Below are 26651 nucleotides of genomic sequence, written 5' to 3'. Positions count from 1 at the left end.
CGAGGCTAATAGGCTGGGCCCATGATTGAAGCCACCCGTGACGGCCACGTGCTGACTCTCGAGATGCAGCGTCCGGAGCGGCGCAACGCCCTGAGCTCCCAACTCGTCGACGGTCTGCGCGAGGCGATCGAGAAAGCCGGCACCGAGGACGTGCGCGCGATCGTGCTCACCGGCGCCGGGCATGTGTTCAGCTCCGGTGCCGATCTGTCCGGCGGCCAGGGCGTGGCCGACGAGCTGCCCGACAAGGCCAGGGCACTCAACCTCGCGATCGACAGGGCGCCGGTGCCCGTGATCGGCGCGGTCAACGGCCCGGCGATCGGGGCCGGGGTCATCCTGTCGATGATCTGCGACCTGCGCGTGGTGGCGCCCGAGGCCTACTTCCAGTTCCCGGTCGCCAAGTACGGCATCGCGCTGGACAACTGGAGCATCCGCCGGCTGACCTCGCTCGTGGGCGCCGGCCGCGCGCGCGGCATGCTGCTGGCCGCCGAGCGGCTCACGTCGGAGGCGGCGCTGCAGACCGGGATGGCCAACCGGATCGGCACGCTGCCCGACGCCCAGGCCTGGGCCCAGGAGATCGCCGGGTACGCCCCCTTGGCTCTGCAGCACGCCAAGCGGGTGCTCAACGACGACGGCGCCTACGAGGATCCCTGGCCCGCGCACCAGGAACTGTTCGACCGGGCGTGGAAGAGCCACGACATCATCGAGGCGCAGGTGGCTCGCATCGAGAAGCGCGCGCCGAACTTCACGGGCGCCTGATGTTCTCGACGGCGCTGCGGTACGGGTTCGGGACGGCCTCCCTCCTGGGAGCCGGCTGGGTGCTGCGGGCGCTGCAGGGCACCTCGGCATCGCTGGGCGCCACCCCCGCCGAGATCGCCCCGGTCGCGCGGCGCTCGCCGCAGTACCGCGACGGCAAGTTCGTCAACCTGGAGCCGCCGTCGGGCATGGCGGTGGACCGGGAAGCGCGGCGCACCCTGCTGCGCGATCTGGCCAACTCCGGCTCCTCGGGCAAGCCGCCGGGTCCCATCCCCATCGCCGATCCGCCGAAGGTGCATCCGGATGCGGAGACCGCCGCGGCGAGTTGGTACGGCCACTCCAGCTCGCTGATCGAGATCGACGGCTACCGCGTGCTCGCCGACCCGGTCTGGAGCCGACGATGCTCGCCCTCACGTGCCGTCGGGCCGGAGCGTATGCACGAGATCCCGCTGCTGATCGAGGCGCTGCCCGCGGTCGACGCGATCATCATCAGCCACGATCACTACGACCATCTCGACATCGACACCGTCATCGCCCTCACCCACAGCCAGCGAGCCCCGTTCCTGGTCCCGCTGGGTATCGGTGCGCACCTGCGTAAGTGGGGCATCCCGGAGAGCCGCATCGTCGAGCTCGACTGGCACGAATCGCACCGCATCGGGGACCTGACGCTGGTCTGCACGCCGGCGCGGCATTTCTCCGGCCGGCTCTTCACCCGGGACACCACACTGTGGGCGTCGTGGGTGGTGATGGGGCCGCGACACCGGGCGTTCTTCGGCGGCGACACCGGTTACACGAAGAGTTTCGCCGAGATCGGCGCCGAGTTCGGGCCGTTCGACCTGACGCTGCTGCCGATCGGCGCCTACCACCCGGCGTTCTCCGACATCCACATGAACCCCGAGGATGCGGTGCGCGCCCACCTGGACATGACCGAGGGTGGGCTGATGATGCCTATTCACTGGGCGACGTTCCGCCTCGCGCCGCACCCATGGGCCGAGCCGGCCGAACGTCTCGTGGTGGCTGCCGACGCTGAAGGCGTCCGGATCGCGGTTCCCATCCCCGGTGGCCGGGTGGACGGCGATTCGACGTTCGACCCGTGGTGGCGGCTGTAACGACGCGTTCGCGGGTTACCGTTTCGGGCATGAAACCTCGGGTGGCCGTGCTCGCCGTGTTGTCCGTGCTGGCGGCCGGCTGCGGCGCCGGACCTTCCCCGAATCCGACGACGACGGCGGCGCCACCGAGCCAGAACGCCGACACGCCAACGCCGCTGGTGCCGGCGATGCCGCTGCCCGAGGGCGCGGTGGACAAGGCCGTGGCGAAGCTCGACGGTCTCGCCGAGGAGCTGATGACGTCGTCGGGTATCCCGGGGATGGCCGTGGCCGTGGTGCACGCAGGAAAGACCTTGTACGCCAAGGGGTTCGGCAAAAAGGATCTGACCAGACCCGACGGCTCCGACAACGCCGTCGGCCCCGACACCGTGTTCCAGCTCGCCTCGGTGTCGAAATCGTTGTCGGCCACGGTGGTGGCCCACGAGGTGGGTGCGAAGACCGTCGACTGGAACACCCCGATCGTGTCGAAGCTGCCGTGGTTCGCGCTCGCCGATCCGGCTGTCACGCCGATGGTCTCGATCGGGGACATGATGTCGCACCGCTCCGGGCTGCCCGACCATGCCGGTGACTTGCTCGAGGATCTGGGTTACGACCGCAGGCAGGTGCTGGAGAAGCTGCGGGACTATCCGCTCGATCCGTTCCGGATCTCCTACGCCTACACCAACTTCGGGTTCACCACCGGCGCCGAGGCAACGGCAGCCGCGGCGACCAAACCGTGGGAGGACCTCGCCTCCGACGTGCTGTTCCGGCCGCTCGGCATGACGACAGCGAGTTTTCGCTTCGCCGACTACGCCCGCCGCCCCGACCGCGCCGTCGGCCACATCCGCATCGACAACACCTACCGGCCGCAGTTCGTCCGCGACGCCGACGCGCAGGCGCCCGCCGGCGGGGCCAGCGCTTCGGTGACGGACATGTCGCACTGGCTGGCGATGGTGCTGGGCAACGGGACCTATCAGGGTCGGCAGGTGATCGACCCGGCAGCGCTGCTCCCCGCGCTGACCCCCCAGTCGGTGTCGAGCCCGGCCTCGGAGGCGGCGATGCGTACCGGGTTCTACGGGTTCGGGTTCAACGTCGGCACGACGTCGGCGGCACGCACCGAACTCAGCCACTCCGGCGCCTTCGAGTTGGGCGCCGGCACGAACATCCTGATCCTGCCGTCGGCCGACGTGGCGATCGTCGCGCTCACCAACGCCACCCCGACCGGGGTGCCCGAGACGCTGACCGCGGAGTTCGCCGATCTGGTCCAGTTCGGCGAGATCCGGCAGGACTGGCGCAGCCTGTACGCGAAGGCATTCGAGCACATCGACGCGCCGACCGGATCTCTGAGCGGGAAGCAGCCGCCCGCCGCCCCCGCGCCTCCGGCGCCGCTGGCCGACTACCTCGGCACCTACCGAAACGACTTCTGGGGCCCGGCCACCGTGACCGAGGTCGACGGCACGCTGCGACTGCGGATCGGCACGACACTGGATGTGCCGCTGCGACATTGGGACGGAAACACGTTCGCCTACGATTTCATCACCGAGAACGCGCCGCCGGGCACGGTGGCCTCGGCGACGTTCGACGGCCCGCGCTTGACGCTCGACTACTACAACGCCGAGGGCAAGGGAGTGTTCACCCGGTGACCGCTGCGGGCCTGTCCGACGCGGAGGTCGCCCAGCGCGTCGCCGAGGGCAAGACCAACGACGTCCCGACCCGCGCCGCGCGCAGCGTCTCGGAGATCGTGCGCGGCAACGTGTTCACCCGGATCAACGCCATTCTCGGGGTGCTGCTGATCATCGTGCTGACCACGGGGTCGGTGATCAACGGCGCCTTCGGTCTGCTGATCATCGCCAACAGCGGGATCGGCATCATCCAGGAATTGCGCGCCAAGCGCACCCTGGACAAGCTCGCGATCGTCGGCCAGGCGAAACCCACGGTGCGCAGGCTGTCCGGGACTGCGGCGCGTCAGCCCAGTGAGGTGGTGCTGGACGACCTGATAGAGCTCGGACCCGGTGACCAGATCATCGTCGACGGCGACGTGGTCGAGGCGGCGAACCTCGAAGTCGACGAGTCGCTGCTGACCGGCGAAGCCGATGCGATCGCCAAACACCCGGGTGATCACGTGATGTCGGGCAGTTTCGTGGTGGCCGGCAGCGGTGTCTACCGCGCCACCAAGGTGGGGCGCGAGGCGTACGCTGCCAAGCTCGCCGAGGAGGCCAGCAAGTTCACGCTGGTGAAGTCCGAACTGCGCAGCGGCATCAACAGGATTCTGCAGTTCATCACCTACCTGCTGGTGCCGGCCGGGGCGCTGATCATCTACACCCAGCTGTTCACCACCGATGCGGGCTGGCGGGAATCCGTGCTGCGGATGGTCGGCGCGCTCGTGCCGATGGTGCCCGAAGGTCTGGTGCTGATGACCTCGATCGCGTTCGCCGTCGGTGTCGTCCGATTGGGCCGACGGCAGTGTCTGGTCAACGAGTTGCCCGCCATCGAAGGCCTGGCTCGAGTGGACGTGGTGTGCGCGGACAAGACCGGCACGCTCACCGAGAACGGGATGCGGGTCAGCGAGGTCGAGCCACTGGACGGCAGCGCGGTCACCGAGGTGCTGGCCCAGCTCGCCGCCGACGACGACAGGCCCAACGCCAGCATGGCGGCGATCGCCGAGGCGTACCGGATGCCGCCGGGCTGGACGGCCACCGCCACCGCGCCGTTCAAGTCGACCACGAAGTGGAGCGGCGCCTCGTACGGCGAGCACGGCAACTGGGTGATCGGTGCGCCGGATGTGCTGCTCGACCCGTCGTCGTCGGCGGCTACGCGGGCCGAACAGATCGGTGCGCAGGGCCTGCGGGTGCTGCTGCTGGGGTCCAGTGACCTGCCGGTCGACGATCCGCAGGCGCCGGGCACGGTGACCCCGGCTGCGCTGGTCGTGCTGGAGCAGCGGGTGCGACCCGATGCGCGCGACACCCTCGAATACTTTGCCTCCCAACGGGTCTCGGTCAAGGTGATCTCCGGAGACAACGCGGTCTCGGTGGGTGCGGTGGCGGCGTCGCTCGGTCTCGCAGGCGAGACGATGGATGCCCGCCGGTTGCCCGCCGAACCCGACCGGCTGGCCGACACGCTGGAGGAGTGCACGACGTTCGGCCGGGTGCGTCCCGACCAGAAGCGCGCGATGGTGCACGCACTGCAATCACGCGGGCACAACGTCGCGATGACGGGCGACGGTGTCAACGACGTACTGGCGCTCAAGGACGCCGACATCGGCGTCGCGATGGGCTCGGGCAGTTCGGCATCGCGTGCGGTGGCCCAGATCGTGTTGCTGGACAACAAGTTCGCCACCCTGCCTTTCGTGGTGGGGGAGGGCAGGCGGGTGATCGGCAACATCGAGCGCGTCTCCAACCTGTTCCTGACCAAGACCGTCTATTCGGTGTTGCTCGCGGTGCTCGTCGGGCTCGCAGGTCTGTCGGCCAAGATCTTCGGCACCGATCCTCTGCTGTTCCCGTTCCAGCCCATTCACGTCACCATCGCCGCCTGGTTCACGATCGGGGTGCCGGCGTTCATATTGTCGTTGGCGCCCAATGCCGAACGCGCGCACCCGGGCTTCGTGCGTCGCGTGATGACCGCGGCGCTGCCGTCGGGACTGGCGGTCGGGGTCGCGACGTTCGTGTCCTACCTGCTGGCCTACCAGGGCAGGGCCGCAAGTGCGGTCGAGCAGACGCAGGCCTCGACCGCGGCGCTGATCACCCTGCTGGTGTCGGCGCTGTGGGTGCTGGCCGTGATCGCCCGGCCCTACGAATGGTGGCGGGTGGCGCTGGTCGCCGTGTCCGCGCTGGCCTACGTGCTGATCTTCAGTCTTCCGGCGGCCTGGAAGCTGTTCCTGCTCGATCCGACGAACCTGACGACCACGTCGACGGCGCTGCTGATCGGGCTGGTCGGGGCGGGCGCGGTCGAGGTGATCTGGTGGGTTCAGGGCAGGGTCCTGGGTGAAACCCGCAGGCTGTGGCGTTCGCCAGAACGGTAAAGTCGGTCGCATGGGATTTCTGGACAAGGCGAAAGATCTTCTCTCCAAGAACGCCGACAAAGTGGACACCGTGATCGACAAGGCCGGTGACCTCGTCGACAAGAAGACGCAGGGCAAGTACACGTCGACGGTCGACAAGGTGCAGGAAGCCGCCAAGAAGGCCCTCAACGAGCAGCAGCCGGGCCAGCCCGGCACACCCGGTCAGCCCGGCACACCCGGCACACCCGGCACACCCGCCCAGCCGCCGGTTCCGCCGCAGCAGGAACCGCCGACGGCGCCGCCGATGTCGTAGCGCGCCGATGGCCAAGCTCTCGGTTTCCGTCGACGTGCCGCTGCCGCCCGAAAAGGCGTGGGAGAGCGCGTCGGATCTGTCCCGCTACAAGGACTGGTTGTCCATTCACAAGGTGTGGCGCTCCCCGCTGCCCGACACCATCGACAAGGGCACCACGCTCGATTCCATCGTCGAGGTCAAGGGCATGCTCACCCGCATCAGCTGGACTGTCGTGCACTTCAAGCCGCCGGAGGCGATGACGCTCAACGGCGTCGGGCGCGGTGGCGTCAAGGTGAAGCTGATCGGCAAGATCAAACCGGCCACGAACACCTCGGGCACCGCCGACGGGTCGAACGTGCAGTTCGACGTGCACCTGGGCGGGCCTGCGCTGTTCGGTCCCATCGGCATGGTCGTGGCGAGCGCCCTGCAGGGCGACATCCAGGAGTCGCTGAACCGCTTCAAGGCCGTCTTCGCCCCGTCCTGAGTCCGGCGAGCAGACGCGAACTCGCGCAGAAACAGCCCCAAAAGCAGGAGTTCGCGTCTGTTCGCGGAAAGAAACTAGAGCGCGGCGGGGATCGGGGTGTCGCCGGCGATCACCTCGAACGTGCGGCCCGCGGTCTGCGAGTCGTCGAGGACCGCGACGATGACCGCCGCGACGTCGGCCCGGGAGATCTTCCCGCGGCCTGTCTTCTCGGCGACGGTCACCCGGCCGGTGGGCTCGTCGTCGGTGAGCTGACCGGGTCGCACGATGGTGGCGGAAAGCGCTGGCCGAGAAAGTATTTCGTCGTCGGCGGCGCCCTTGGCGCGCAGGTAGGCGACGAAGACCTCGTCGGCGGCGTCATCGGGAGTGTTCACGTCGGCGCCCATCGACGAGATCATCACGTAGCGCTGCACGCCGGCCGCTTCGGCCGCGTCGGCCAACAGAATCGCGGCATCCCGGTCGACGGTCTGCTTACGGGCCGCGCCGCTTCCCGGACCCGCGCCGGCGGCGAACACCACGGCGTCCGCTCCGGCCAGATGGCCGGCCACGTCGTCGGCGGAGGCGCTCTCGAGGTCGATCACGACAGCTCGCGCACCGGCAGCCTCCACATCGGCGGCGTGGTCGGGGTTGCGGATCAGCCCGACGGGCATGTCCCCGCGCGCGGCGAGCAACCGCTCCGTGATCAGCGCGATCTTGCCGTGACCGCCTGCGATGACGACCTGCATCGTCGATTCCTCCTCGGTCGGGGACACTGGTGCCGTGTCTACCACCGTGCCCCGGTCGGTTTCGGCCGAAACCGTTCGGTCAATACTGGCGCCCGTGCACCGCAGCGCCGCCCGAGTCCTGACCGCACTGGCCACCGGGCTGGTCATCGTGGGTTCCGCCATCCCTGCCGCTGCCGCACCAGGGCCGGCCACGGGGTTGCTCCAGGTCGGCGGACTACAGCGCACCTACTCGGTACACGTACCGCCCGGCGCCGTCACCGGCCTGGTCATCAACCTGCACGGCGCGGGGCAGACCGGCCGTGACCAGGAGGTGGGCACCAACTACGACGCCGTCGCAGACCGCTACGGGTTCGTCGTCGCCTACCCCGACGGGGTCGACATGAGCTGGGCCGACGGTCGCGGTGGCTCGGTCCCCGAGCGACAGGGTGTCGACGACGTGGGTTTCCTGTCCGCGCTGATCACCCAGCTAACCAGCGAGTACGGGGTCAACCCGGGCCGGGTGTTCGTCACCGGCATGTCGGCCGGCGGCTTCATGGCCCAGCGCCTGGCCTGCGACCGCGCCGACCTGGTCGCCGCCGTGGTGTCGGTCGCCGGGACGCTCGGCGCGACGGTTCCGTGCGCGCCGTCGCGGCCGGTGTCCGTGCTCGCTGTACACGGCGACGCCGACCCGGTGGTCCCGTTCGGCGGGGGCCCGATGGTCGGCCGCGGCGGGCCGAGCGTGGTCGTCTCGGCATCCGAACTGGTCAACCGCTGGCGCGCCATCGATGGATGCCCGCCGCCCGTCGACACGCCGGGCCGCTCGTCAGCGACCGGCTGCGCCGACGGAACCGCGGTCGAGTTCGTGATCGTCGGCGGTGGCGGCCACGTCTGGCCGACCGGATTCGGCTTCGACGCGAGCCAGGCCGGCGCCGACTTCTTCGCCGCCCACGGGCGCTGAGCTCAGGTGCTGATGCGCCGCAAGCTGGGCAGCAGCACCTCGTCGACGAGCATCCGTACGGTCGCATCGGTCGGCGGCCGCTCCGATATCAGGCACCGGAACACCAGATAACCCGGCAGGACGTCCCAGATCTCGGGGTTGATCGCGGCCTGTTCGATCTCCCCGCGGTCGACGGCGGCCGCCAGCACCTCCTCGATCAGCGTGTGCCGGTGTCGGACGAACTTGTCCTGCATGGCCGCTTGCAGCTGGGGGCTGTGTGACATCTCGTTGAGCACCGCCCGCATCGTGGACGTGTGCTCGCGGGCCTGCGCGGCCACCGACATGCCGATCGCGATGAGATCGTCGCGCAGGCTGCCGGTGTTCGGCGCCTTGGCCGATGCGCGGGTGCCCTCGATGAATGCGGCGAGCACGAGGTCGGCCTTCGAGGGCCACCTGCGGTACATGGTGGCCTTGCTCGCCTTGGCCTCGTTGGCCACCGCGTCGACCGTCAGCCGGTCGTAACCGTGGGTCTGGAGAAGACGGAGAGTCACCTGGAGCAGCTCGGCTTCGCGCTCCGTCCAGCCGCACTCCGACTCGGGTACCACGGGGCCCACCTTATTCCTTCTGATGTGCCCCGCCCCCTTGTCGATTGTCGGCTGCTGCGACACGGTTCAGCGCTTGCAGTGGCCAGTACCGTACCGTACCGTTTCGACCGGCGCCGGTGGGTCAACCGGCCACTCGTCGATCGGGGTGAGCTCGGCAGTGAGCAGAGTGTCGGTAGGCCGCATCGTCCGGAAGCGCTGGACGGTGATCGTCACCGTGGTGGTGGTCGCGATCGTCACGTTCAGCGTGTACCGCCTGCACGGGATCTTCGGCTCCGACAACACCGTGTCCCGGCCGAGCGCCGACGCGCTGGAGAACACCGGATACAACCCCAAGCGCGTGCTGTTCGAGGTGTTCGGCGCGCCGGGGACCGTCGCCACGATCAACTACCTCGACGCCGACGCCCAGCCGCAGCGCGCCGACGACGTCACCCTGCCCTGGTCAACGACGTTGACCACCGACGACCCCACGCTGTTCGCCGATCTGCGCGCCCAGGGTGACGGCGACACGATCGGCTGCCGGATCACGGTCAACGGCATCGTCAAGGACGAGAGGACCACGGACAACGTGAACGGATACATCTCGTGCCTGGACAAGTCCGCATGAGTGAGCACCGCGTCGAGGTCGAACCGTCACGGGTGGCGCACCTGATCCGGGTGCTGTGCGTGCCGATCCTGCTGGTGTGGATCGCTGTCGCGGCGCTGACCAACATCGCTGCCCCGCAGCTCGAGGTCGTCGGCGCGGAGCGCTCGGTGTCGATGAACGCCGCAGATTCACCGTCGATACAGGCGATGCGACACATCGGCCAGACCTTCAAGGAGTTCGATTCCGACAGCGCGGCCATGATCGTGCTGGAAGGCGACCAGCCCCTCGGCGCCGACGCGCACCGCTACTACGACTCCTTGGTCAAGCGCCTGGCGCAGGACACCACCCACGTGCAGCACATCCAGGACTTCTGGGGTGACCCGTTGACGGCCGGTGGCTCCCAGAGCAAGGACGGCAAGGCCGCGCTGGTGCAGGTGTACCTGGCGGGTAATCAGGGTGAGGCACTGGCCAACGAGTCCGTCGACGCGGTTCGCGACATGGTCGCCGACATGCCGCCGCCCCCCGGCGTCAAGGCCTACGTCACCGGTGCCGCGCCGCTGATCACCGACAACTTCGAAGTGGGCAGTGCGGGCACGCACAAGGTCACGGCCATCACGTTCCTCGTCATCGCGGTGATGCTGCTCATCGTCTACCGGTCGGTGGTGACGATGCTGATCGTGTTGGTGGCCGTGGCCATCGAGCTGGCCGCCGCGCGCGGTGTCGTTGCAGTGCTGGCGAATTCAGGGCTCATCGGCCTGTCCACCTACTCGACCAACCTGCTGACGCTGCTCGCGATCGCCGCAGGCACCGACTGGGCGATCTTCCTCGTCGGCCGCTACCACGAGGCGCGCGGCGCCGGCGAGGACCGAAAGGTCGCGTACAACACCATGTTCCGAGGGACGGTTCACGTGATCGTCGGCTCCGGGTTGACGATCGCCGGTGCGGTCGCCTGCCTGTATTTCACCCGGCTGCCCTACTTCCAGACCCTTGGTGTGCCCGCGGCGATCGGTGTGCTGGTGACGCTCGCAGCCGCGCTGACGCTCGGGCCGGCGGTGCTCGTGATGGCCGGCCGGTTCGGGTTGATGGAGCCCAAGCGGGCGATGCGGACGCAAGGGTGGCGGCGCATCGGGACGGTGATCGTGCGCTGGCCCGGGCCGATCCTGGTGGTGACGTGTGCGATCGCGCTGATCGGACTGCTCGCGTTGCCCGGATACAAGACCAGTTACGACGCGCGGCCCTACCTGCCCGACACCGCCCCGGCGGTCGTCGGGTACGCCGCGGCGGAGCGGCACTTCTCCGAGGCCCGGCTCAACCCCGAGCTGCTGATGATCGAGACCGATCACGACATGCGCAACCCCGCGGACATGCTGATCCTCGAGCGCGTCGCCAAGGCGGTGCTGCACACCCCGGGTGTGGCACTCGTGCAGTCGATCACACGACCGCTCGGCACGCCGATCAAGCACAGCTCCATCCCTTTTCAGATCAGCGCGCAGAGTGCCAGCCAGATCATGAACCTGAGCTATCAGAAGGATCGGGCCAACGACCTGATGAAGCAGGCGGCCGAGATCAGCAACACGATCGACATCCTCAAGCAGCAGCTCACTCTGCAGCAGGCCAGTGCGGCCGCGACCCACGAACAGACCCAGGCGTTCCACGACACCGTCACGATCGTCACCGACCTGCGGGACAAGCTCGCGAACTTCGACGACCAGTTCCGTCCGCTGCGCAACTACTTCTATTGGGAGCCGCACTGTTTCGACATCCCGATGTGCGCGGCACTGCGGTCGGTGTTCGACTCGCTCGACGGCATCAGTGCGCTGTCCGATCAGTTCACCAGCATCACAGCCAGCCTCGACAAGCTCGACGCGCTGCAACCGCAACTGCTGGCGCTGCTGCCGCCGCAGATCGCCATCCAGGAACGCAACCGTGACCTGACGCTGTCGAACTACGCGACCACCGGCGGCACCAACTCCCAGAGCGAGGAGGCGCTGCGCAACGCCACGGCGATGGGCCAGGCGTTCGACACCGCCAAGAACGACGACTCGTTCTACCTGCCGCCCGAGGCGTTCGACAACCCGGACTTCAAGCGCGGACTCAAGTTGTTCCTCTCACCCGACGGCAAGGCCGCCAGGATGATCATCACCCACGAGGGCAATCCCGCGACTCCCGAGGGGATCTCGCACATCAATGCGATCCGGGACTCGGCGTTCGACGCGATCAAGGCTACGCCCCTGTCCGACGCCAAGATCTACGTCGCCGGAGTTGCCGCCACGTACAAGGACGTTCAGGACGGCGCCAAGTACGACCTGCTGATCGTCGCGCTCGCCGCGCTCGCCCTCATCCTGCTGATCATGATGTTCATCACCCGCAGCCTGGTCGCGGCGGCCGTCATCGTCGGGACGGTGGTGCTCTCCCTCGGTGCGTCGTTCGGGCTGTCGGTTCTGGTGTGGCAGTACATCTTCGGTATCCAGCTGTACTGGATCGTGCTGGCGCTGGCGGTGATCCTGCTGCTCGCCGTGGGTGCGGACTACAACCTGCTGTTGATCTCCCGGTTCAAGGAGGAGGTGGGTGCCGGGCTCAAGACCGGCAGCATCAGGGCCATGGCCGGCACCGGCGGCGTCGTCACCGCGGCCGGATTGGTGTTCGCGGCCACCATGTCGTCGTTCGTCTTCAGCGATCTGGTCGTGCTGGGGCAGATCGGCACGACGATCGGTCTCGGCCTGCTCTTCGACACCCTGATCGTCCGGTCCTTCATGACCCCGTCGATCGCGGTGCTGCTCGGGCGCTGGTTCTGGTGGCCGCAGATCGTGCGGACAAGGCCGGCCAGCCAGATGTTGCGGCCCTACGGTCCCCGCCGCGCCGTGCGTGACCTCCTCGGCGGGTGATAAGGGGGCACACCGGCGGGGCTGTACGAAACATGTCGGAAACATGATCGCCTTGTAGTGGAAACGAAGGGTCGACATTCTCGTTCGGGACCGCCCGAAGGAGTGCGAACGTGAACCAGATCGACCCCGCAGCGACCGCCTGGTTGCTGGCCAGCACTGCCCTGGTGCTTCTCATGACGCCTGGCCTGGCGATCTTCTACGGCGGGATGGTCCGCACCACCGGCGTTCTCAACATGATCATGATGAGCTTCATCGCGATCCCGTTGGTCACGGTCACGTGGTTGCTCGCCGGCTACAGCCTCGCGTTCTCGGACAGCAGTGCCGGCGGGGTGATCGGGGGCCTGTCACACCTCGGGCTGGGCGGAATCACCCCGGACACCGTGCACGGACAGGTGCCCGAACTCCTGTTCGTGACGTTCCAGCTCACGTTCGCGATCATCACCGCGGCTCTGGTCAGCGGCGCGATCGCCGACCGGGCCAAGTTCGCGGCATGGGTGGCCTTCGTCCCGCTGTGGGTGATCGTGGTGTATTCGGTTGTCGCGCACTGGGTATGGGCGCCCGACGGATGGATGATGCGCTGGGGTGTCTTGGACTACGCCGGTGGGTTGGTCGTCGAGATCGTCTCCGGCGCATCGGCGTTGGCGTTGGCGCTGGTGCTGGGGCCACGCATCGGGTTCAAGAAGGAGGCGATGCGGCCACACAATCTGCCGTTCGTCCTCCTCGGCGTCGGCCTGCTGTGGTTCGGGTGGTTCGGGTTCAACGCCGGGTCGGCGCTGGCCGCGAACGGGACGGCGGCGGCCATCTTCTTGAACACCCTGGTGGCCGGCTGCCTGGGCATGCTCGGATGGCTCACGGTCGAACAACTCCGTGACGGCAAGCCGACGACCTTCGGTGCGGCCTCCGGCGTGGTCGCCGGCCTGGTGGCGATCACACCGTCGTGCGGAACCGTCACCACGTTGGGCGCCGCGGCGGTGGGTGTCGCCGCCGGTGTGGTGTGTGCGTTCGCCATCGGTCTGAAGTTCCGGTTCGGATACGACGATTCCCTCGATGTGGTCGGGGTGCACTTCGTCGGCGGTGTCGTGGGGGTCCTGCTCATCGGTCTTCTCGCCTCGGAAACGATGACGGGCGGATCGAGCGGTCTCTTCTACGGCGGCGGCTTCGGTCAGCTCGGCAAACAGGCGGTGGCGGTCGTGGTGGTCGCGGGCTACGCGTTCGCGGCATCGTTCGTGCTGGCCATGGTGATCGACAAGATCATCGGCTTCCGCATCAGCGCCGAGGACGAGGTGTCGGGTGTGGACTTCTCGCAGCACGCCGAAACCGCCTATGCCGAAGGTGTTCACGGGCATGCCAGCGTGCACGGCGCACCGCCGCGCGCAGGCGTGTTCGGCACCTCTGGTCCGACGGCATCTCGGCCGGCTGCCTCGGGAGGGCACGCGCCACAGCAAGACTGACGTGCCCATGCTGTGAATATATGCACACGACGTATTCGACGGTGCGGTAAGTTACAGTAGCTAAGAACTTGTTCCGAAGGTCAGTCACAGCGTCGAGTCACCAGCGTCTCTCACGCATCCCGGGCTGGTCGCCGGGACGTCATTGGGTAGGTCGTAGTCGTTGACGCCGACGGGAGCGGTGCTGAATTGACCGATCTGGCAACGTCTGTGAATGTGCAGACCAGCCGCGCAATGCTGCGCCACATGCTGGTCGCGCGCGGCGTGGACGCTGAGGCGGTCCGCCTGCAGAACCAGGGCCGTGTCGATCTGTGGCTTTCGTGCCGCGGTCAGGAGGCCGCGCAGGTGGCCTCGGCAATGGCGATCGGTGAGACCACCACCATCTTCCCCAGTTATCGCGAACACGCTGTTGCGATCGTGCGTGGCATCGACGGCGTCGGACTGGTGGCGCAGTGGGCGGGCCGCACCTTCTGCGGGTGGAATCCACGCCACCACCGGTTCTTTCCGTACACGTTGGTGGTAGCTGCACAGACGCTTCACGCGGTCGGCTACGCGATCGCCCGTCGGCTGCAGAGTTTTTCCGAGATGGTGGTGGTCTATCTCGGCGACGGGGCGACCAGCGAGGGCGACGTGTCGGAAGCGATGAATCTCGCGGCGGTCGAATCGGTACCGGTGCTGTTCGTCGTGCAGAACAACGGATGGGCGATCTCCAAACCGAGCCATGAACAGATGCGCACGAGCATCGCCGAGCGGGCCCGCGGCTTCGGTATCACGTCGTGGTCCGTCCGCGCCGAGGATCCCGAACGGACCTATCTGCAGTGCCTCAGCGCGCGCGAGCACGTGGAGACCACAGGCACCCCGGGTCTGATCGAACTGCACACCACGAGAACGGCGGGGCACAGCAGTTCTGATGCGCACACGCTCTACCGCGACGAGCAGGAGTTGGCCGCTGCGGCAGCCAACGATCCGGTGCAGAACTACCGAAATCGGCTGTACTGCGCCGGAGTCGTGGACGACGCATGGCTCGCCGAGGTCGATCGCGACATCGAGGCGCACAGCCGCGCGATGGTGGAGGCATTCGGTCGATGACCACCGCGCGGCCCAGCTGCCTGGCCGAATCGCTCAACGGCGCGCTGTCCGAACTGATGGACAGCGACAGCTCGATCGTGTTGATCGGTCAGGACATCGGACGCCTGGGCGGGGTCTTCCGGGTCACCCGGGGCTTGCAGAGCCGCTTCGGAACCGGTCGGGTGCGCGACGCCGTGCTCGCCGAGTCATCGATCGTCGGCCAGGCGATCGGGATGTCGATGGCCGGCCTCAAACCCATCTGTGAGATCCAGTTCGACGGCTTCGTGTATCTGGCGATGAACCAGATCGTCACGCAGGCAGCCAGAATGATCACTCGCTGGAACGGTGAGCTCGACCTGCACCTGGTGGTACGGGTTCCCGTCGGCGGCGGCATCCGCGCGGTCGAGCACCACAGTGAATCCCCCGAGGCGCTGTTCGCCCACACCCCGGGCCTGCACGTCGCCTACCCGTCGTCGCCCGAGGATGCCGCCGCGATGCTCGACTACGCGTGCCACCTCGGCTCACCGGTGATCTTCTTCGAGCCCAAACGTCTGTACTGGCACCGAAGACGCCAAGCCAGGACGGATTCGCAACCCCGCTCGGCGCTCGGCGCCCGTGTGATCCGGCCCGGATCGGCGATCACCGTGGCCGGCTGGGGTGCGGTGCTCGAAGAGGTTCTGGCCGCTGCCGACGACCTGGCCGGTTCTGTCGACGTCGAGGTGGTGGACCTGCGCTGGATCGCACCGATGGACGTCGACACGGTACTCGCCTCCGTCTCCCGTACCAGGCGGCTGTTGATCGTGCACGAGGCGGTCGAATTCTGCGGTGTCGGTGCGGAATTGGCGGCCACGGTGAGTGAGCGGGCCTGGCATGAGCTGGCCGCCCCGGTACGCCGGTTGGCGCCGCCGCGCCACATCTACCCACCCGCGGACCTCGAGTCCGACCACCTGGTCGATCAGCCCGCCATCGTCCGCGCGATCGAGGAGATGTTCCGGTGAGCGGGGATTCGACGATCGACATCCACGTCCCGGACTTCGGTCACGGGCTGACCGACGCCCTGGTCGTGGAATGGCTGGTCTCCGTCGGTGACGTCGTGGAGCGCGGCGACGTGGTAGCCGTCCTCGAGACGGACAAGAGCAGTGTGGACCTGATGGCCGAAAAGTCAGGCACAGTAGTCGAAATCGTGGTCGACGCCAGGTCGATCACGACGTCAGGATCAGTGTTGTACAAACTCGACGAGCGACGGTGAAAGGTCGAAGGCGATGTCATCCATCGAAGAACGAATGAACACCATCATGCTCAAGATCGTCCAGCGTCGATCTCCCGACGCCGGCGTCGACGACTTCACCACCGCGATCTGGGATCTCGACCTGGACTCGCTCGATGTCGCCGAGCTCACCGAGCTCCTGGAGAAGGAGTTCAGCGTCGAAGCCGACCTCGAGCGCCTCGACGAGTGTGTCAGCCCCGCCGACATCAAGAACTACTTCCTGGGACTGATCGGCACACCATGAACGCCGGAATCGTCGACATCGTCACGGCCACAACGGGAGAGCACGTCCCGAACGCCTTCTTCGACTCCATCGGGCTCACCGACGAGTGGATTCGCCGCCGCACCGGAGTGGCTGCGCGGTGGTGGATGGACGACGACGAAGCCCTCGACGATGTCGCCGCGCGCGTCTGCGCGCCGCTGGTCGCCCGGCACGAGGGCACCCGAATCGCCGCGTTGCTCGTGGTGAGCAGTTCGGCCGGCGGCGCGGTGCCCGGGATCGCCCAGCGCGTGGCCACCAAGGCCGGATTGCCCCAGGACATCCTGGCTTTCGACATGTCCGCGGCGTGCAGCGGTTTCATCTACGGTCTGATCTCCGGGTTGAGCCTGTGCGACGGCGGCGACGGTTCGGCGGTGATCGTGTGCTGCGTCGAGGCGATGTCGCGCATGCTGGACAAGACCGACCGCAATACGGGGCCGCTGTTCGGTGACGGCGCCGGCGCGGTCCTGATCGCCCCCCGGCCGGAGTTCCGCAAGCATCGCTGGCATGCCGGATCCGACGGCGCGGGCGCGGATCTGATGCGCGGTCAGGTCGGTCAAGGAATCACACTCGACGGTATCCGCGTCTACCATCGCGCCGTCCGCACGATGACCGAGACGGCGAAGATCCTGCAGGACGGTGACGTCGAACCGGCCATCGTCATCGGCCACCAAGCCAATTCGCGCATCCTGCAACGGGTCCGCGACGAAGCCGAGATCGGCGACGCGGTGTTCGTGGACTGCGTCGAGAACTTCGGCAACACCTCGGCGGCATCGATCCCGCTCGCACTGGGTGAATCACTGCGCCGCGGCAGTATTCCCACCGCGGGCCGGGCGCTGCTCGTCGCCTACGGTGCCGGTGAGGCGTGGGGAGGCGTCATGGTCGACTACGACTTCGACGACTTCGACGACTACGACGCCGACCTCGCCGACGCCGGCCTCGACCCGGATGGGTGATCGTCCCGACGTCGTCCTCGTGACCGGCGCCTCCCGCGGGGTCGGCGCCGACGTCGCCGTCGGGGTGGCGCGTCCCGGCCGGCACGTTGTGGTCAACTACCGGGAGAAGGAGCGTCGCGCCGCAGAGGTCGTCACGGCAGTGCGTGAGACGGGTGCCGGCGCGACGGCGGTGCAGGCGGACCTCTGCGACGAGCAGGCCGTGAGCGCGATGTTCGACCAGGTGTCCCGTCTGGGAACGCTGAAGGTATTGGTGCTCAACGCTTCTGGTGGTCTGGAGCGCCACGCCGACGCCGGCTACGCCCTGCGGCTCAACCGCGACGCGCAGGTGGACCTCACGCGGCGGGCCATGGCGATCATGCCGGCCGGGGCAGTGATCGTGTTCGTCACCAGCCATCCCGCGCATTTCTTCGATCGTCAACCGGTGCCCATCGCCGGCTACGCAGGGGTGGCGGAAAGCAAACACGCCGGTGAGGTGGCCCTGCGTGGGCTACAGCACGAATTCGACGATAAGGGCATCAGGTTCGTGGTGGTCTCGGGGGATCTGTTGGAAGGGTCGGTGGCACTGCGGCTGCTCCAGCGCGTCGACCCGGACGCGGTGGCGGCCCGGCGCGCGGCGGGGTCCCTGCCGACGGTCGCGGACTTCGCCGCAGCGATCGTCGCAGCGGTCGACGCACCGCTGCCGACCGGCGACACGATCTACGTGGGGTGAGGTTTCGAGCGTGAAGCGCGCCGCCGGGGCGGCTTCTCCTCGCGGGGTGGTTCTGCGGCACCCCGGTTGGTGAACCTGCCCAGTGTGGACACGCCCGGCATCGTGGAGACTGCACGGTAGACGTCGTTGCCGGTGGCCACCAGGGCTTCGAGTTGGGGGAGTAGCGCGTCGAGCGTGCGCAACATCGGATCGGCCAGCGCCAGATACCGTTCGGTTCGGTCGATCACCGCATTGAGACGCGCCGTGGCTGCCGCCAGGTTCTCGATCAGGTCGGGCATCTCAGCGGCCAGCTGAATGGAGGCGGGCGGGATGCGCATCGCAGTGGTCGCGACCGTCTGGGCCGCATCTGCCGCCGCCTGCGCCGCTGCCCTGATCTCCTTCGGGCTGGGGACTTTCTGAGGGGTCATGCATCAACGATGACGCATGCCGCCAAAGCCCGTGGGCTTTGGCGGCATGTGTCGGCCCGCTAAAACCAGACTTTTCGCCCGCCGACGGGACGGCCCACCGCGCCGAGAATCCACAGCACGACGCCGACGACAACAAGGATGGCGCCGATCGTGTAGAGGATCGACAGGCTGGTGAAATAGCCGATCAACAGAAGGATGATGCCGAGCACGATCATGGTCAATCCGATCTTCCGGGTCATGTTCACGTCACAATTGCATGGAAGGAATTACCAGTTCCGTCAAAACCAAACCGACCAAAGGCGTGCCGCCGAAGGCGCCCGAACGTCGGCCCGGTGAGGAACAGTGGTGGCATGCGCGAATATCTCGAGTTCTACATCGACGGTCAGTGGGTCCCGCCGGTGCGGCCCAACACCCTCGACGTCGAGGATCCGTCCACGGAGGAGGTCACCGGCCGCATCGCGCTGGGCTCCTCGGCGGACGTGGACGTCGCCGTCCAGGCCGCCCGGCGGGCGTTCGCCTCGTGGTCGCAGACCAGCCGGGACGACCGGCTCGAGATCTTGTCGGCGATCCTGACCGAGTACCGCGCCCGCGCTGGTGACCTGGCCGACGCGGTGCAGGAGGAAATGGGGGCGCCTCCGGCGCTCGCATCGGGACCTCAGGTCAACCTCGGGCTGGGCCACCTGCTCTCGGCCATCGAGACACTGAAGACCTTCGCGTTCGACGAGCAGCAGGGCAACACACATGTGGTTCGTGAGCCGATCGGTGTGTGTGGTCTCATCACGCCGTGGAACTGGCCCCTCAACCAGATCGCCTGCAAGGTGTTCCCCGCGCTGGCCACTGGCTGCACGATGGTGCTCAAGCCGTCGGAGGTGGCACCGTATTCGGCGCAGATCTTCACTGAGATCCTCGCTGCGGCTGGGCTTCCTGCAGGGGTGTACAACCTCGTGTACGGCGACGGTCCCGGGGTGGGGGCACCGCTGTCCGCGCATCCCGACATCGACATGGTCTCTTTCACGGGGTCGACCCGCGCCGGCGTCGAGGTCGCGAAGAACGCTGCCGCCACGGTCAAGCGGGTGACGCAGGAACTCGGCGGCAAGAGCCCGAACATCGTGCTCGACGACGATCGATTCGCCAAGAGCGTGGCCGCCGGAACGACGGCGATGATGCTCAACAGTGGCCAGAGCTGCAACGCCCCGTCACGCATGCTCGTTCCTGCGACGCGGATGACCGAGGCCGTCGACGCGGCGAGGGAGGCCGCGCAGGCCGTGCGCGTCGGCGATCCCGCGGACAAGAAGGCCATCGGGCCCGTGGCGTCGAGGGCCCAGTACGACAAGATCCAGGACCTCATCGCCCGCGGCATCGACGAGGGGGCCACGCTGGTCACCGGTGGACCCGGTCGCCCCGACGGTCTCGATACCGGGTACTACGTCAGACCGACGGTGTTCGCCGACGTCACCAACGACATGACGATCGCGCGGGAGGAGATCTTCGGGCCGGTGCTGTGCATCCTCGGCTACGACGATCTCGACCACGCCGTCGAGATCGCCAACGACACCGAGTACGGACTCGCAGGGTACGTCTCGGGGGCCGACGCCGAACAGGCCCGCGCCGTCGCCAAGCGCATCCGAGCCGGTTCGGTCGCGATCAACCACGCCTTCGACATCGCGGCACCCTTCGGCGGGTACAAGCGCAGCGGCAACGGCCGCGAATGGGGCCGGTTCGGCTTCGACGAGTACCTCGAGATCAAGGCCGTGATGTCGGTGTAGTCGGTCACGCCGAGAAGGACCAGCGACACCGAAAGCGTGAGAGAAAGCGGCGAAATGTACACCTGCAACATCGATTTCGACCGCGTCGACGCCATCGACATCCACACCCATGTCGAGATCGACGGGCATGGGCACCGGGCGTACGACGACGTCCTGATCGAGGCGACGGCGAAGTACTTCAAGATGCCGCCCGGGATCGTCGCCAGTGTCGATGCCATCGCCGACCAGTACCGCCAGCACAACACCGCCGCGGTCGTGTTCACCATCGACGCTCGGCATGGGATGCGGCACATGCCGAACTCGATCGAGGACCTGGTGCTCGGCGCGGAGCGCAACAACGACGTGCTGATCCCGTTCGGCAGCGTGGATCCCCATCAGGGCCGGCATGCGGTGCACCGGGTGCACGAGCTGGTGCGCGATTTCGGCGTCAAGGGCTTCAAGTTCCACCCCAGCATGCAGGCGTTCGAACCCAATGATCGCACCTACTACCCGATCTACCACGCGATCGCCGAAGCCGGTGTGCCAGCGCTGTTCCACACCGGGCAGACGGGGATGGGGTCAGGGCTTCCCGGCGGGTACGGCATCAAGCTGCGCTACAGCGACCCGATGCTGCTCGACGACGTCGCCGCCGACTTCCCGGAGCTGACGATCGTGATGGCCCACCCGGCGGTCCCGTGGGTCGATGCGCAGATCTCGATCGCCACGCACAAGCCGAACGTCTTCGTCGACCTGTCAGGGTGGAGCCCCAAGTACTTCCCGCCGCAGCTGGTGCACGCGCTGAGCCGGCAGTTGCGCACCAAGGCACTGTTCGGGACCGACTTCCCGTATCTGCAACTCGACCGCTGGCGCCGCGACTTCGACACCCTAGACGTCGACCCCGCGGCGCTGCCGCTGATCTACAAGCAGAACGCGCTCCGAGTCCTCGGGGTCACCCCATGACCGCGAGCAGACGCGAACTCGCCTGAATCAGGCCAGATTCGCGCGAGTTCGCGTCTGCTCGCTCCGTCGTCAGGACTTTTTCTTCAGCGATTCGGGCTTGTGCACAGCGTCATTTCCGCTCTTGTCGCTGACCACCCGGTACTGCGGGTCTTCGTCGGATGCCCGCACCGTGCGCCCGGCCGCCTCGGTGTCGGAGGTGATCTTCTCCTCGACGGTGCCCTTGACGGTGTTGCCGTGGCTCTGCCAGGTGACCTTGTCGCCCTTGTGCAATTCGCTCATGCACGGCGAATACCCGGCCTGCAGATGGGCAGACCTGACCGAAAGGTGACGGTGGGTCAGCTCTTGACGAGGGTGAACTGGCCCAGTTCGCTGACGCCGCGGTTGAAGAAGTCGCTGCAGCCGACCAGGTACTTCATGTAGCGGTGGTACACCTCTTCCGAGGTCGCAGCGACTGCCTCGTCGTGATGGGCCTCGAGCGCTTCGGCCCACGTGTCGAGCGTGCGCACGTAATCGGCGTTGAGGAACTGCGTCTGCTCGAGGGTGAAGCCCGCCTGGCTGGACAGCTCGACGATGTTCTCCTCGCCGGGCACCGAACCGCCGGGGAAGATCTCCTTGGCGATGAACCGCATGAACTTCAGGTCCGTCATCGTGATCGGAATCCCCAGCTCCGGCCACTTCTTCAAGGGGTGCCCGAGGATGGCCTGCAGCAGCATGCGGCCACCATCGGGCAGCACACTGCTGCACATCTTGAAGAACGGTGCGTAGCGCTCCTGGGGGAACGCCTCGATCGCCTCGATGCTGATGATGCGGTCGACGGGTTCGTCGAATTGCTCCCAGCCGCGCAGCAGAATCCGGCGGCTGCGGTCGGTGTCGAGACCGTCGAGCAGTTCCTGCGCGAACTTGCACTGGTTGCGGCTCAGGGTCAACCCGACGACGTTGACGTCGTGCTTCTCGACCGCGCGCTGGAGCACCGAGCCCCACCCGCAGCCGATGTCGAGCAACGTCATACCCGGCTCGAGGTTGAGCTTGCCCAGCGCGAGATCGATCTTGGCCATCTGGGCCTCGGCGAGCGTCATGTCCTCACGCTCGTAGTACGCACAGCTGTAGGTCCGGGACGGATCCTGGAACAAACCGAAGAACTCGTCGGAGAGGTCGTAGTGCGCCTGCACCTCTTCGAAGTGAGGCGTCATGTCCTTGCTCGTATCGGACCGCCCTGCAGAGCCCTTACCCATTCCCCGACCGACCTCCATCTCATCCGCACAGACGGCGGACCTGCTCAAATTACTACACAGACGTCAATGCCTGCTTTTCACAGGTGAATTGCGCGACGTCGGTGTAACCGTCCCGGAACAGGTCGGCGCAGCCCTGCAAATACTTGAGGAACCGCTCGTAGATCTCCTCGGAGGTGATCTCGATGGCCTCGTCCTTCTTGTTCTCGAGGTTCGAGGCCCACGCGTCGAGAGTCTTCACGTAATGGGGCTGCAGGTGCTGCTCGCGGGTGATCGTGTACCCGGCGTTGATCGCGTGGTCGCGCACCATCGATGCCAGCGGCAAGCGGCCACCGGGGTAGATGTAATCCATGATGAACTTGATGAACCGCACCTTCGACATGGTCAGGGGCAGTCCCTTGGCCTTGATCTCCTCATCCTCGGGGATGATGATCGTGTGCAGCATCATGACGCCGTCGTCGGGCATCCAGCTGTAGGTCTTCTTGAAGTAGTCGTCGTACTTGTTGAAGCCGAAGTGCTCGAACGCGCCGATTGACACGATCCGGTCGACCTGGCCCTCGAACTCCTCCCAGGGCTGCAGGCGCACCTCCATGCTGCGCTTGCTGGTGGAGCTGGCAAACCAGTGGTTCTCGATGTGTTCCTTCTGGTTCTCCGACAGCGTCAAGCCGATGACGTTGACGTCGTACTTCTCCACCGCGCGCATGATCGTCGCGCCCCAGCCGCAGCCGATGTCGAGCAGCGTCATTCCGGGCTTGAGACCGAGCTTGCCCAGCGACAGGTCGATCTTCGCCATCTGAGCCTGTTCGAGGGTGTAGTCGTCCTGCTCGAAGTAGGCGCAGCTGTAGACCTGGTTGGGGTCCTGCCACAGCCGGAAGAAGTCGTTGGAGATGTCGTAGTGGAACTGCACCTCTTGTTTGTCCGAGCCGCGGGTCTCCGACGCGGACTTCGAGAGCCACTTCGACTGGGCCGTGCCCTGCGGCTGATCGGTTTCGGTGTTCGACATTCGTCCATCCTCATCTGAGTTCGAGATTCACCTGCGGCACACGGCACGGGTACGCTGCTGACCCGCCCGGCCACGAGAAACTGGCTCCGCCGCCGACCATACCTTTCCTCTGCGCGCATCGGCAGGCGGCGTGCGGAACAAGAGCCAATCGAAAACTGCCAAAACGTCGGCGGGACGTCAAGATGGTCGGCATGGCCGAGCCCTCGTTCTATGTGAAGGCGTGCATCAACGGCGCGCGCACCCCGGATCAGCACTCGGGATTACCGGTGACCCCCGATCAGTTGGCGGCCGAAGCGGTGGCCGCCCACGCCGCAGGTGCGCGTGCCGTGCACCTGCACCCCAAGGACGCGCGGGGCGTCGACTCGCTGCTGGCCGCCGACGTGGCGTCAGCCGTGACGGCAGTCCGGGAAGCCGTTCCCGGCCTGCCTCTGGGCGTGACGACGGGATTCTGGGCGCTGCCCGACGCGCAGGAGCGCCGCCGTGCAATCGAAAGCTGGTCTGTACTACCGGATTTCGCGTCGGTGAACTGGCATGAACCGGGTTCGCCCGAGCTTGCCGAGCTTCTGCTGTCCCGTGGGATCGGCGTAGAAGCCGGGATCTTTCATGTCGAGGCGGCGCAGGCGTGGGGGAGCTCTGAGGTGGCCGCACACTGCCTGCGGGTGATGGTCGAGCTGGGTGCCGACGGCGACGTCGCGACGGCTGACGAGGTGCTGGCTCAGGTCGCCGCGGCGGAATCGCCTGCCCCGGTGCTGTTGCACGGGCTCGACGAGAGTTGCTGGCCGCTGCTGCAGCACGCCGGCGCGCGCGGGTTGCAGACCCGCATCGGGATGGAGGACACGCTGCTCCTGCCCGATGGCTCCGTGGCCGGCGGTAACGCGGCATTGGTCGCGGCCGCGGTCGAGCTGCTCAGTCGGTAGGTGCCCCGAGGGCGAAGTCGGCGAAGTCGAAGCCGGGGACGACGACGCAGCTGACCAGGCAGGGTTGGTCGCCCTGGGGGCGGGCGCGTTGCCAGTGGCCCGGCGGCACGACGAACTGCGGATGTTCGCCGGCGAGGATGTCGGTGCCCAGCACGTGGGTGGTGGCGCCGTCCTGCTCCGCGCCGACGTCGAGCAGTAGCGGGCCGCCGGAGTGGTACAGCCACAGTTCGGCGCTGCGCACGGTGTGCCACACCGACTGCTGGCCGGGCATCAGCAGGAACAGGATGGCGGTGCCTGCGTTGCGGCTGCCGTTGTAGTCCGATGGGAGTGCCGACTCGGGCACGGTGAGCTCACTGCGCCACGTCTCGGTGAACCATCCGCCCTCGGGGTGCGGGGAAAGGTTCAGCCGACGCGCCCATTCGGGGAGATCGCTCATCGGCCCACCCTAGTAGTCTTTGCCCATGTCTCGCGCCCGTCCCGGCTGGCTGGTGGCAGTGTGCGCGCTGGTGGTGGCGGTCGGCGCCTGGTTGCCGTGGCTGCGGTCCTCAGCTGGGGGCGGTGGGCGCGCCAACGGGATCGGTGGGGTGGCCGGTGCGATGCCGGTGCCACCGCCCGGGTTCGGTGTCGGGCAACTGGTCGTGTTGTTGGCCTCAGCGTTGGTGGTGGCCGGCGCGATGGCGGCGCGGGGAGTCTCGGCGCGGATGGCTTCGACTGCGGCGCTGGCGATTTCGGTGATCCTGGTGGTGCTGGCGGTGTGGTTCTACCGGCTGTACGTGTACCCGCCGGTGTCGGCCGCCTACGGCCTCTACGTGGTCGGCGGCGTGGCGGCCGCGGCGGTGCTGCTGTCGATCTGGACGATGCTCGCGGCGTGGAAGCGCTCGACCGGAATCGTTGGTGGGAGAGGGTGAACGGCTTCGTCGAGCCGGTCGAGCTGACCGGTGAGCACGGGGTGTCGCTGGAATCGCTGCGGGATGACCATGTCGCGGAGATCGAGGCCGTGGCCGCCGACGGGGAACTGGGCGGCCTGTGGTTCACGTCCGCGCCGAAGGCGGGGGAGGCCGGGCAGTGGGTCGCCGGCCGGTTGGCGGTGCAGGACCCGCAGACGGGGCTCACGTTCGTGGTGCGGGACCGCTCCGGTGCGGTCGTCGGGTCCTCGAGTTACCTTCACGTCGACGGGCCGAATCGTCGCGTGGAGATCGGCCACACCTGGTACGTCGCATCCGTGCGGCGGACCGCGGTCAACACCGCGACCAAGCTGTTGATGCTCGGCCACGCGTTCGATGACTTGAGTTGTGTCGCAGTCGAACTGCGCACCCATCACCTCAACCGTGACAGCCGTGCCGCGATCGAGAGACTCGGCGCCAAACTCGACGGCATCCTGCGCAGCCACCAGATACTGCCCGACGGCTCACGACGCGACACGGTCGTGTACTCGATCCTCGACATCGAATGGCCTGCCGTGCGGTCCAACCTCCGATTTCGGTTGGACCGCAACGGCTGACTTTCCTCACGCCGCAGGTGTGGCCCCGCGTTCGGCGGGCAGCGGCGGGGTGCTCGGGGCCGGCGCCTGGCCGGCCGGAGCGGGCGCCTGACCCGCGGGTCCACCAGGGGGCGGGGGCGGTGCCTGGTCGCCGGGGCCACCCGGGCCGCCGCGGCCACCGGGACCGTCGGGGCCGCCGGGGGGAGGCGGCGGAGGTGCGTCCCGTCCGGGTCCTCGGTCCGGACCGCCCGGACCACCGGGACCGTCAGGTCCGCCCGGACCGCCCGGACCACCGGGACCGTCAGGTCCGCCCGGACCGCCCGGACCGCCCGGACCGCCCGGACCGCCCGGGCCTCTATCGTGTCCGCCGGGCCCGCCCGGTCCTCGGTCAGGGCCACCTGGTCCGCCGGGCCCGCCCGGGCCCCAGTCGTGCCGGCCCGGTCCGCCCGGACCCCACCCTGGACCGCCGGGTCCCCCCGGACCACCCGGGCCGTCCGGCCCCCAGAAGCCCGGGCCGGGTGGCGCGGGCTGCGCGACCGCCGCGGTGCCGACCGACAGCGACATCATCGGATGCGCGTCGGCCAGCGTGCCGCCCAGAAACCCGATCACCAGACCCGCGGCGGCAGCGCCGACGGCTGCACCGACCGGGTGCCGGCGCGCGGGTTCGCGTACCGCAGCCCAGCGTCCCTTCGCTTCGGGCGCCGCGACAGGGGGTCCGTAGTGCGGCTGCGATTCGGGGATGCGATCGGTCTCGGGGGTGTCATCGGTGTGCTCGACCGTCGAATCTTCGTGCGGGCGATCATCGTTGGCCATGGGACCTCTTTCGTCGTGGGAACCTGGACTGGTCGCGACGCTAGGACCCGGTCATGAAGCCAACCTGA

30 protein-coding genes are annotated in these 26651 nt (G+C 67.6%); 21 read left to right on the top strand and 9 right to left on the bottom strand.

Translation table 11 applies throughout. The features are described 5' to 3' along the window. The first annotated feature begins 21 nt into the window (after window positions 1-21). The 6 genes from ACZY1G_RS08035 to ACZY1G_RS08010 are packed head-to-tail and all read left to right on the top strand — an operon-like array spanning window position 22 to window position 6611. The gene (locus ACZY1G_RS08035; RefSeq protein WP_463822075.1) at window positions 22-756 is read left to right on the top strand and encodes an enoyl-CoA hydratase; all 735 of its coding nucleotides are present in this window, start codon (window positions 22-24) and stop codon (window positions 754-756) included. Beyond that, entirely contained in the window at window positions 756-1862 is a 1107-nt protein-coding gene (locus ACZY1G_RS08030) for an MBL fold metallo-hydrolase (RefSeq protein WP_463822074.1), read from the top strand. Before ACZY1G_RS08035 ends, ACZY1G_RS08030 begins: the two co-directional genes overlap by 1 nt. A gap of 29 nt (window positions 1863-1891) precedes the next feature. Then, the gene (locus ACZY1G_RS08025) at window positions 1892-3481 is read left to right on the top strand and encodes a serine hydrolase (RefSeq protein WP_463822073.1); all 1590 of its coding nucleotides are present in this window, start codon (window positions 1892-1894) and stop codon (window positions 3479-3481) included. After that, the gene (locus ACZY1G_RS08020; RefSeq protein WP_463822072.1) at window positions 3478-5856 is read left to right on the top strand and encodes a cation-translocating P-type ATPase; all 2379 of its coding nucleotides are present in this window, start codon (window positions 3478-3480) and stop codon (window positions 5854-5856) included. The genes ACZY1G_RS08025 and ACZY1G_RS08020 overlap by 4 nt, the downstream gene beginning before the upstream one ends. 10 nt (window positions 5857-5866) lie before the next feature. Further along, window positions 5867-6148 carry an antitoxin gene (locus ACZY1G_RS08015; RefSeq protein ID WP_463822071.1) on the top strand — a complete coding sequence of 94 codons (282 nt, stop codon included), beginning with the start codon at window positions 5867-5869 and terminating at the stop codon, window positions 6146-6148. A gap of 7 nt (window positions 6149-6155) precedes the next feature. Further along, entirely contained in the window at window positions 6156-6611 is a 456-nt protein-coding gene (locus ACZY1G_RS08010) for a type II toxin-antitoxin system Rv0910 family toxin (RefSeq protein ID WP_463815136.1), read from the top strand. Between the two features lie 74 nt (window positions 6612-6685). On the opposite strand, the gene ACZY1G_RS08005 is transcribed toward ACZY1G_RS08010, so the two are convergent. After that, a complete protein-coding gene (locus tag ACZY1G_RS08005) occupies window positions 6686-7333 on the bottom strand; it encodes an NAD(P)H-binding protein (protein WP_463822231.1) in 648 nt (215 codons plus the stop codon). A gap of 94 nt (window positions 7334-7427) precedes the next feature. On the opposite strand from ACZY1G_RS08005, the gene ACZY1G_RS08000 reads away from it, so the two are divergent. Continuing rightward, window positions 7428-8270 (top strand): extracellular catalytic domain type 1 short-chain-length polyhydroxyalkanoate depolymerase, encoded by an 843-nt coding sequence (locus ACZY1G_RS08000; protein ID WP_463822070.1) that lies wholly within the window; start codon window positions 7428-7430, stop codon window positions 8268-8270. Window positions 8271-8272: 2 nt separating this feature from the next. On the opposite strand, the gene ACZY1G_RS07995 is transcribed toward ACZY1G_RS08000, so the two are convergent. Then, window positions 8273-8854 (bottom strand): TetR/AcrR family transcriptional regulator, encoded by a 582-nt coding sequence (locus tag ACZY1G_RS07995; protein ID WP_463815138.1) that lies wholly within the window; start codon window positions 8852-8854, stop codon window positions 8273-8275. A gap of 157 nt (window positions 8855-9011) precedes the next feature. Between ACZY1G_RS07995 and ACZY1G_RS07990 the strand changes: the two genes are divergently transcribed. From ACZY1G_RS07990 to ACZY1G_RS07950, 9 genes are all read left to right on the top strand, one after another. Further along, entirely contained in the window at window positions 9012-9458 is a 447-nt protein-coding gene (locus ACZY1G_RS07990) for an MmpS family transport accessory protein (RefSeq protein WP_463815139.1), read from the top strand. Further along, on the top strand, window positions 9455-12322 hold the full coding sequence (locus ACZY1G_RS07985) for an MMPL/RND family transporter (RefSeq protein ID WP_463815140.1): 2868 nt from the start codon (window positions 9455-9457) through the stop codon (window positions 12320-12322). Before ACZY1G_RS07990 ends, ACZY1G_RS07985 begins: the two co-directional genes overlap by 4 nt. Before the next feature lie 110 nt (window positions 12323-12432). After that, the gene (locus ACZY1G_RS07980; RefSeq protein ID WP_463815142.1) at window positions 12433-13773 is read left to right on the top strand and encodes an ammonium transporter; all 1341 of its coding nucleotides are present in this window, start codon (window positions 12433-12435) and stop codon (window positions 13771-13773) included. Window positions 13774-13959: 186 nt separating this feature from the next. Further along, entirely contained in the window at window positions 13960-14859 is a 900-nt protein-coding gene (locus tag ACZY1G_RS07975; protein WP_463815143.1) for a thiamine pyrophosphate-dependent dehydrogenase E1 component subunit alpha, read from the top strand. Then, window positions 14856-15836 carry an alpha-ketoacid dehydrogenase subunit beta gene (locus ACZY1G_RS07970; protein WP_463815144.1) on the top strand — a complete coding sequence of 327 codons (981 nt, stop codon included), beginning with the start codon at window positions 14856-14858 and terminating at the stop codon, window positions 15834-15836. The genes ACZY1G_RS07975 and ACZY1G_RS07970 overlap by 4 nt, the downstream gene beginning before the upstream one ends. Continuing rightward, window positions 15833-16087, top strand: coding sequence for a biotin/lipoyl-containing protein (locus tag ACZY1G_RS07965; protein WP_463815145.1), 255 nt, complete (start codon window positions 15833-15835; stop codon window positions 16085-16087). The genes ACZY1G_RS07970 and ACZY1G_RS07965 overlap by 4 nt, the downstream gene beginning before the upstream one ends. A gap of 13 nt (window positions 16088-16100) precedes the next feature. Beyond that, window positions 16101-16349 (top strand): acyl carrier protein, encoded by a 249-nt coding sequence (locus ACZY1G_RS07960; protein WP_463815146.1) that lies wholly within the window; start codon window positions 16101-16103, stop codon window positions 16347-16349. After that, window positions 16346-17320 (top strand): 3-oxoacyl-[acyl-carrier-protein] synthase III C-terminal domain-containing protein, encoded by a 975-nt coding sequence (locus tag ACZY1G_RS07955; RefSeq protein ID WP_463822069.1) that lies wholly within the window; start codon window positions 16346-16348, stop codon window positions 17318-17320. Before ACZY1G_RS07960 ends, ACZY1G_RS07955 begins: the two co-directional genes overlap by 4 nt. Next, a complete protein-coding gene (locus tag ACZY1G_RS07950) occupies window positions 17313-18029 on the top strand; it encodes an SDR family oxidoreductase (protein ID WP_463822068.1) in 717 nt (238 codons plus the stop codon). Before ACZY1G_RS07955 ends, ACZY1G_RS07950 begins: the two co-directional genes overlap by 8 nt. Here ACZY1G_RS07950 and ACZY1G_RS07945 read toward each other — a convergent pair. Beyond that, window positions 18017-18436 carry a hypothetical protein gene (locus tag ACZY1G_RS07945; RefSeq protein WP_463815149.1) on the bottom strand — a complete coding sequence of 140 codons (420 nt, stop codon included), beginning with the start codon at window positions 18434-18436 and terminating at the stop codon, window positions 18017-18019. The genes ACZY1G_RS07950 and ACZY1G_RS07945 overlap by 13 nt on opposite strands. 59 nt (window positions 18437-18495) lie before the next feature. Then, window positions 18496-18681: a hypothetical protein gene (locus ACZY1G_RS07940; RefSeq protein ID WP_463815847.1), complete on the bottom strand. Its 186-nt coding sequence runs from the start codon at window positions 18679-18681 to the stop codon at window positions 18496-18498. A gap of 105 nt (window positions 18682-18786) precedes the next feature. On the opposite strand from ACZY1G_RS07940, the gene ACZY1G_RS07935 reads away from it, so the two are divergent. Continuing rightward, window positions 18787-20202 (top strand): aldehyde dehydrogenase family protein, encoded by a 1416-nt coding sequence (locus ACZY1G_RS07935; protein WP_463822067.1) that lies wholly within the window; start codon window positions 18787-18789, stop codon window positions 20200-20202. Between the two features lie 54 nt (window positions 20203-20256). After that, a complete protein-coding gene (locus tag ACZY1G_RS07930) occupies window positions 20257-21141 on the top strand; it encodes an amidohydrolase family protein (RefSeq protein ID WP_463822066.1) in 885 nt (294 codons plus the stop codon). 69 nt (window positions 21142-21210) lie between these two features. Here ACZY1G_RS07930 and ACZY1G_RS07925 read toward each other — a convergent pair whose 3' ends face one another. Genes ACZY1G_RS07925 through ACZY1G_RS07915 form a run of 3 tightly spaced genes read right to left on the bottom strand, consistent with a single transcriptional unit; the run spans window position 21211 to window position 23373 of the window. Further along, entirely contained in the window at window positions 21211-21420 is a 210-nt protein-coding gene (locus ACZY1G_RS07925; RefSeq protein WP_463815152.1) for a hypervirulence associated TUDOR domain-containing protein, read from the bottom strand. 56 nt (window positions 21421-21476) lie between these two features. Further along, window positions 21477-22373, bottom strand: a complete 897-nt coding sequence (locus tag ACZY1G_RS07920) for a cyclopropane mycolic acid synthase family methyltransferase (RefSeq protein WP_463815153.1) — start codon at window positions 22371-22373, stop codon at window positions 21477-21479. Window positions 22374-22425: 52 nt separating this feature from the next. Continuing rightward, window positions 22426-23373 (bottom strand): cyclopropane mycolic acid synthase family methyltransferase, encoded by a 948-nt coding sequence (locus ACZY1G_RS07915; RefSeq protein WP_463822065.1) that lies wholly within the window; start codon window positions 23371-23373, stop codon window positions 22426-22428. 191 nt (window positions 23374-23564) lie between these two features. Here ACZY1G_RS07915 and ACZY1G_RS07910 point away from each other — a divergent pair, with 191 nt between their 5' ends. Continuing rightward, entirely contained in the window at window positions 23565-24290 is a 726-nt protein-coding gene (locus ACZY1G_RS07910; RefSeq protein ID WP_463822064.1) for a 3-keto-5-aminohexanoate cleavage protein, read from the top strand. On the opposite strand, the gene ACZY1G_RS07905 is transcribed toward ACZY1G_RS07910, so the two are convergent. After that, window positions 24280-24726 carry a cupin domain-containing protein gene (locus tag ACZY1G_RS07905; protein WP_463822063.1) on the bottom strand — a complete coding sequence of 149 codons (447 nt, stop codon included), beginning with the start codon at window positions 24724-24726 and terminating at the stop codon, window positions 24280-24282. The genes ACZY1G_RS07910 and ACZY1G_RS07905 overlap by 11 nt on opposite strands. A gap of 25 nt (window positions 24727-24751) precedes the next feature. On the opposite strand from ACZY1G_RS07905, the gene ACZY1G_RS07900 reads away from it, so the two are divergent. Continuing rightward, a complete protein-coding gene (locus tag ACZY1G_RS07900) occupies window positions 24752-25198 on the top strand; it encodes a hypothetical protein (protein ID WP_463815157.1) in 447 nt (148 codons plus the stop codon). After that, window positions 25195-25791 carry a GNAT family N-acetyltransferase gene (locus ACZY1G_RS07895; protein ID WP_463822230.1) on the top strand — a complete coding sequence of 199 codons (597 nt, stop codon included), beginning with the start codon at window positions 25195-25197 and terminating at the stop codon, window positions 25789-25791. The genes ACZY1G_RS07900 and ACZY1G_RS07895 overlap by 4 nt, the downstream gene beginning before the upstream one ends. Before the next feature lie 6 nt (window positions 25792-25797). On the opposite strand, the gene ACZY1G_RS07890 is transcribed toward ACZY1G_RS07895, so the two are convergent. Continuing rightward, window positions 25798-26583, bottom strand: coding sequence for a hypothetical protein (locus ACZY1G_RS07890; protein WP_463822062.1), 786 nt, complete (start codon window positions 26581-26583; stop codon window positions 25798-25800). Window positions 26584-26651 lie beyond the last annotated feature (68 nt).

Source organism: Mycobacterium sp. IDUB_5 (genome assembly GCF_055419565.1).
The sequence above is the reverse complement of the archived record's forward strand: the minus strand, read 5'-3'. Positions and strand labels throughout refer to the sequence as shown.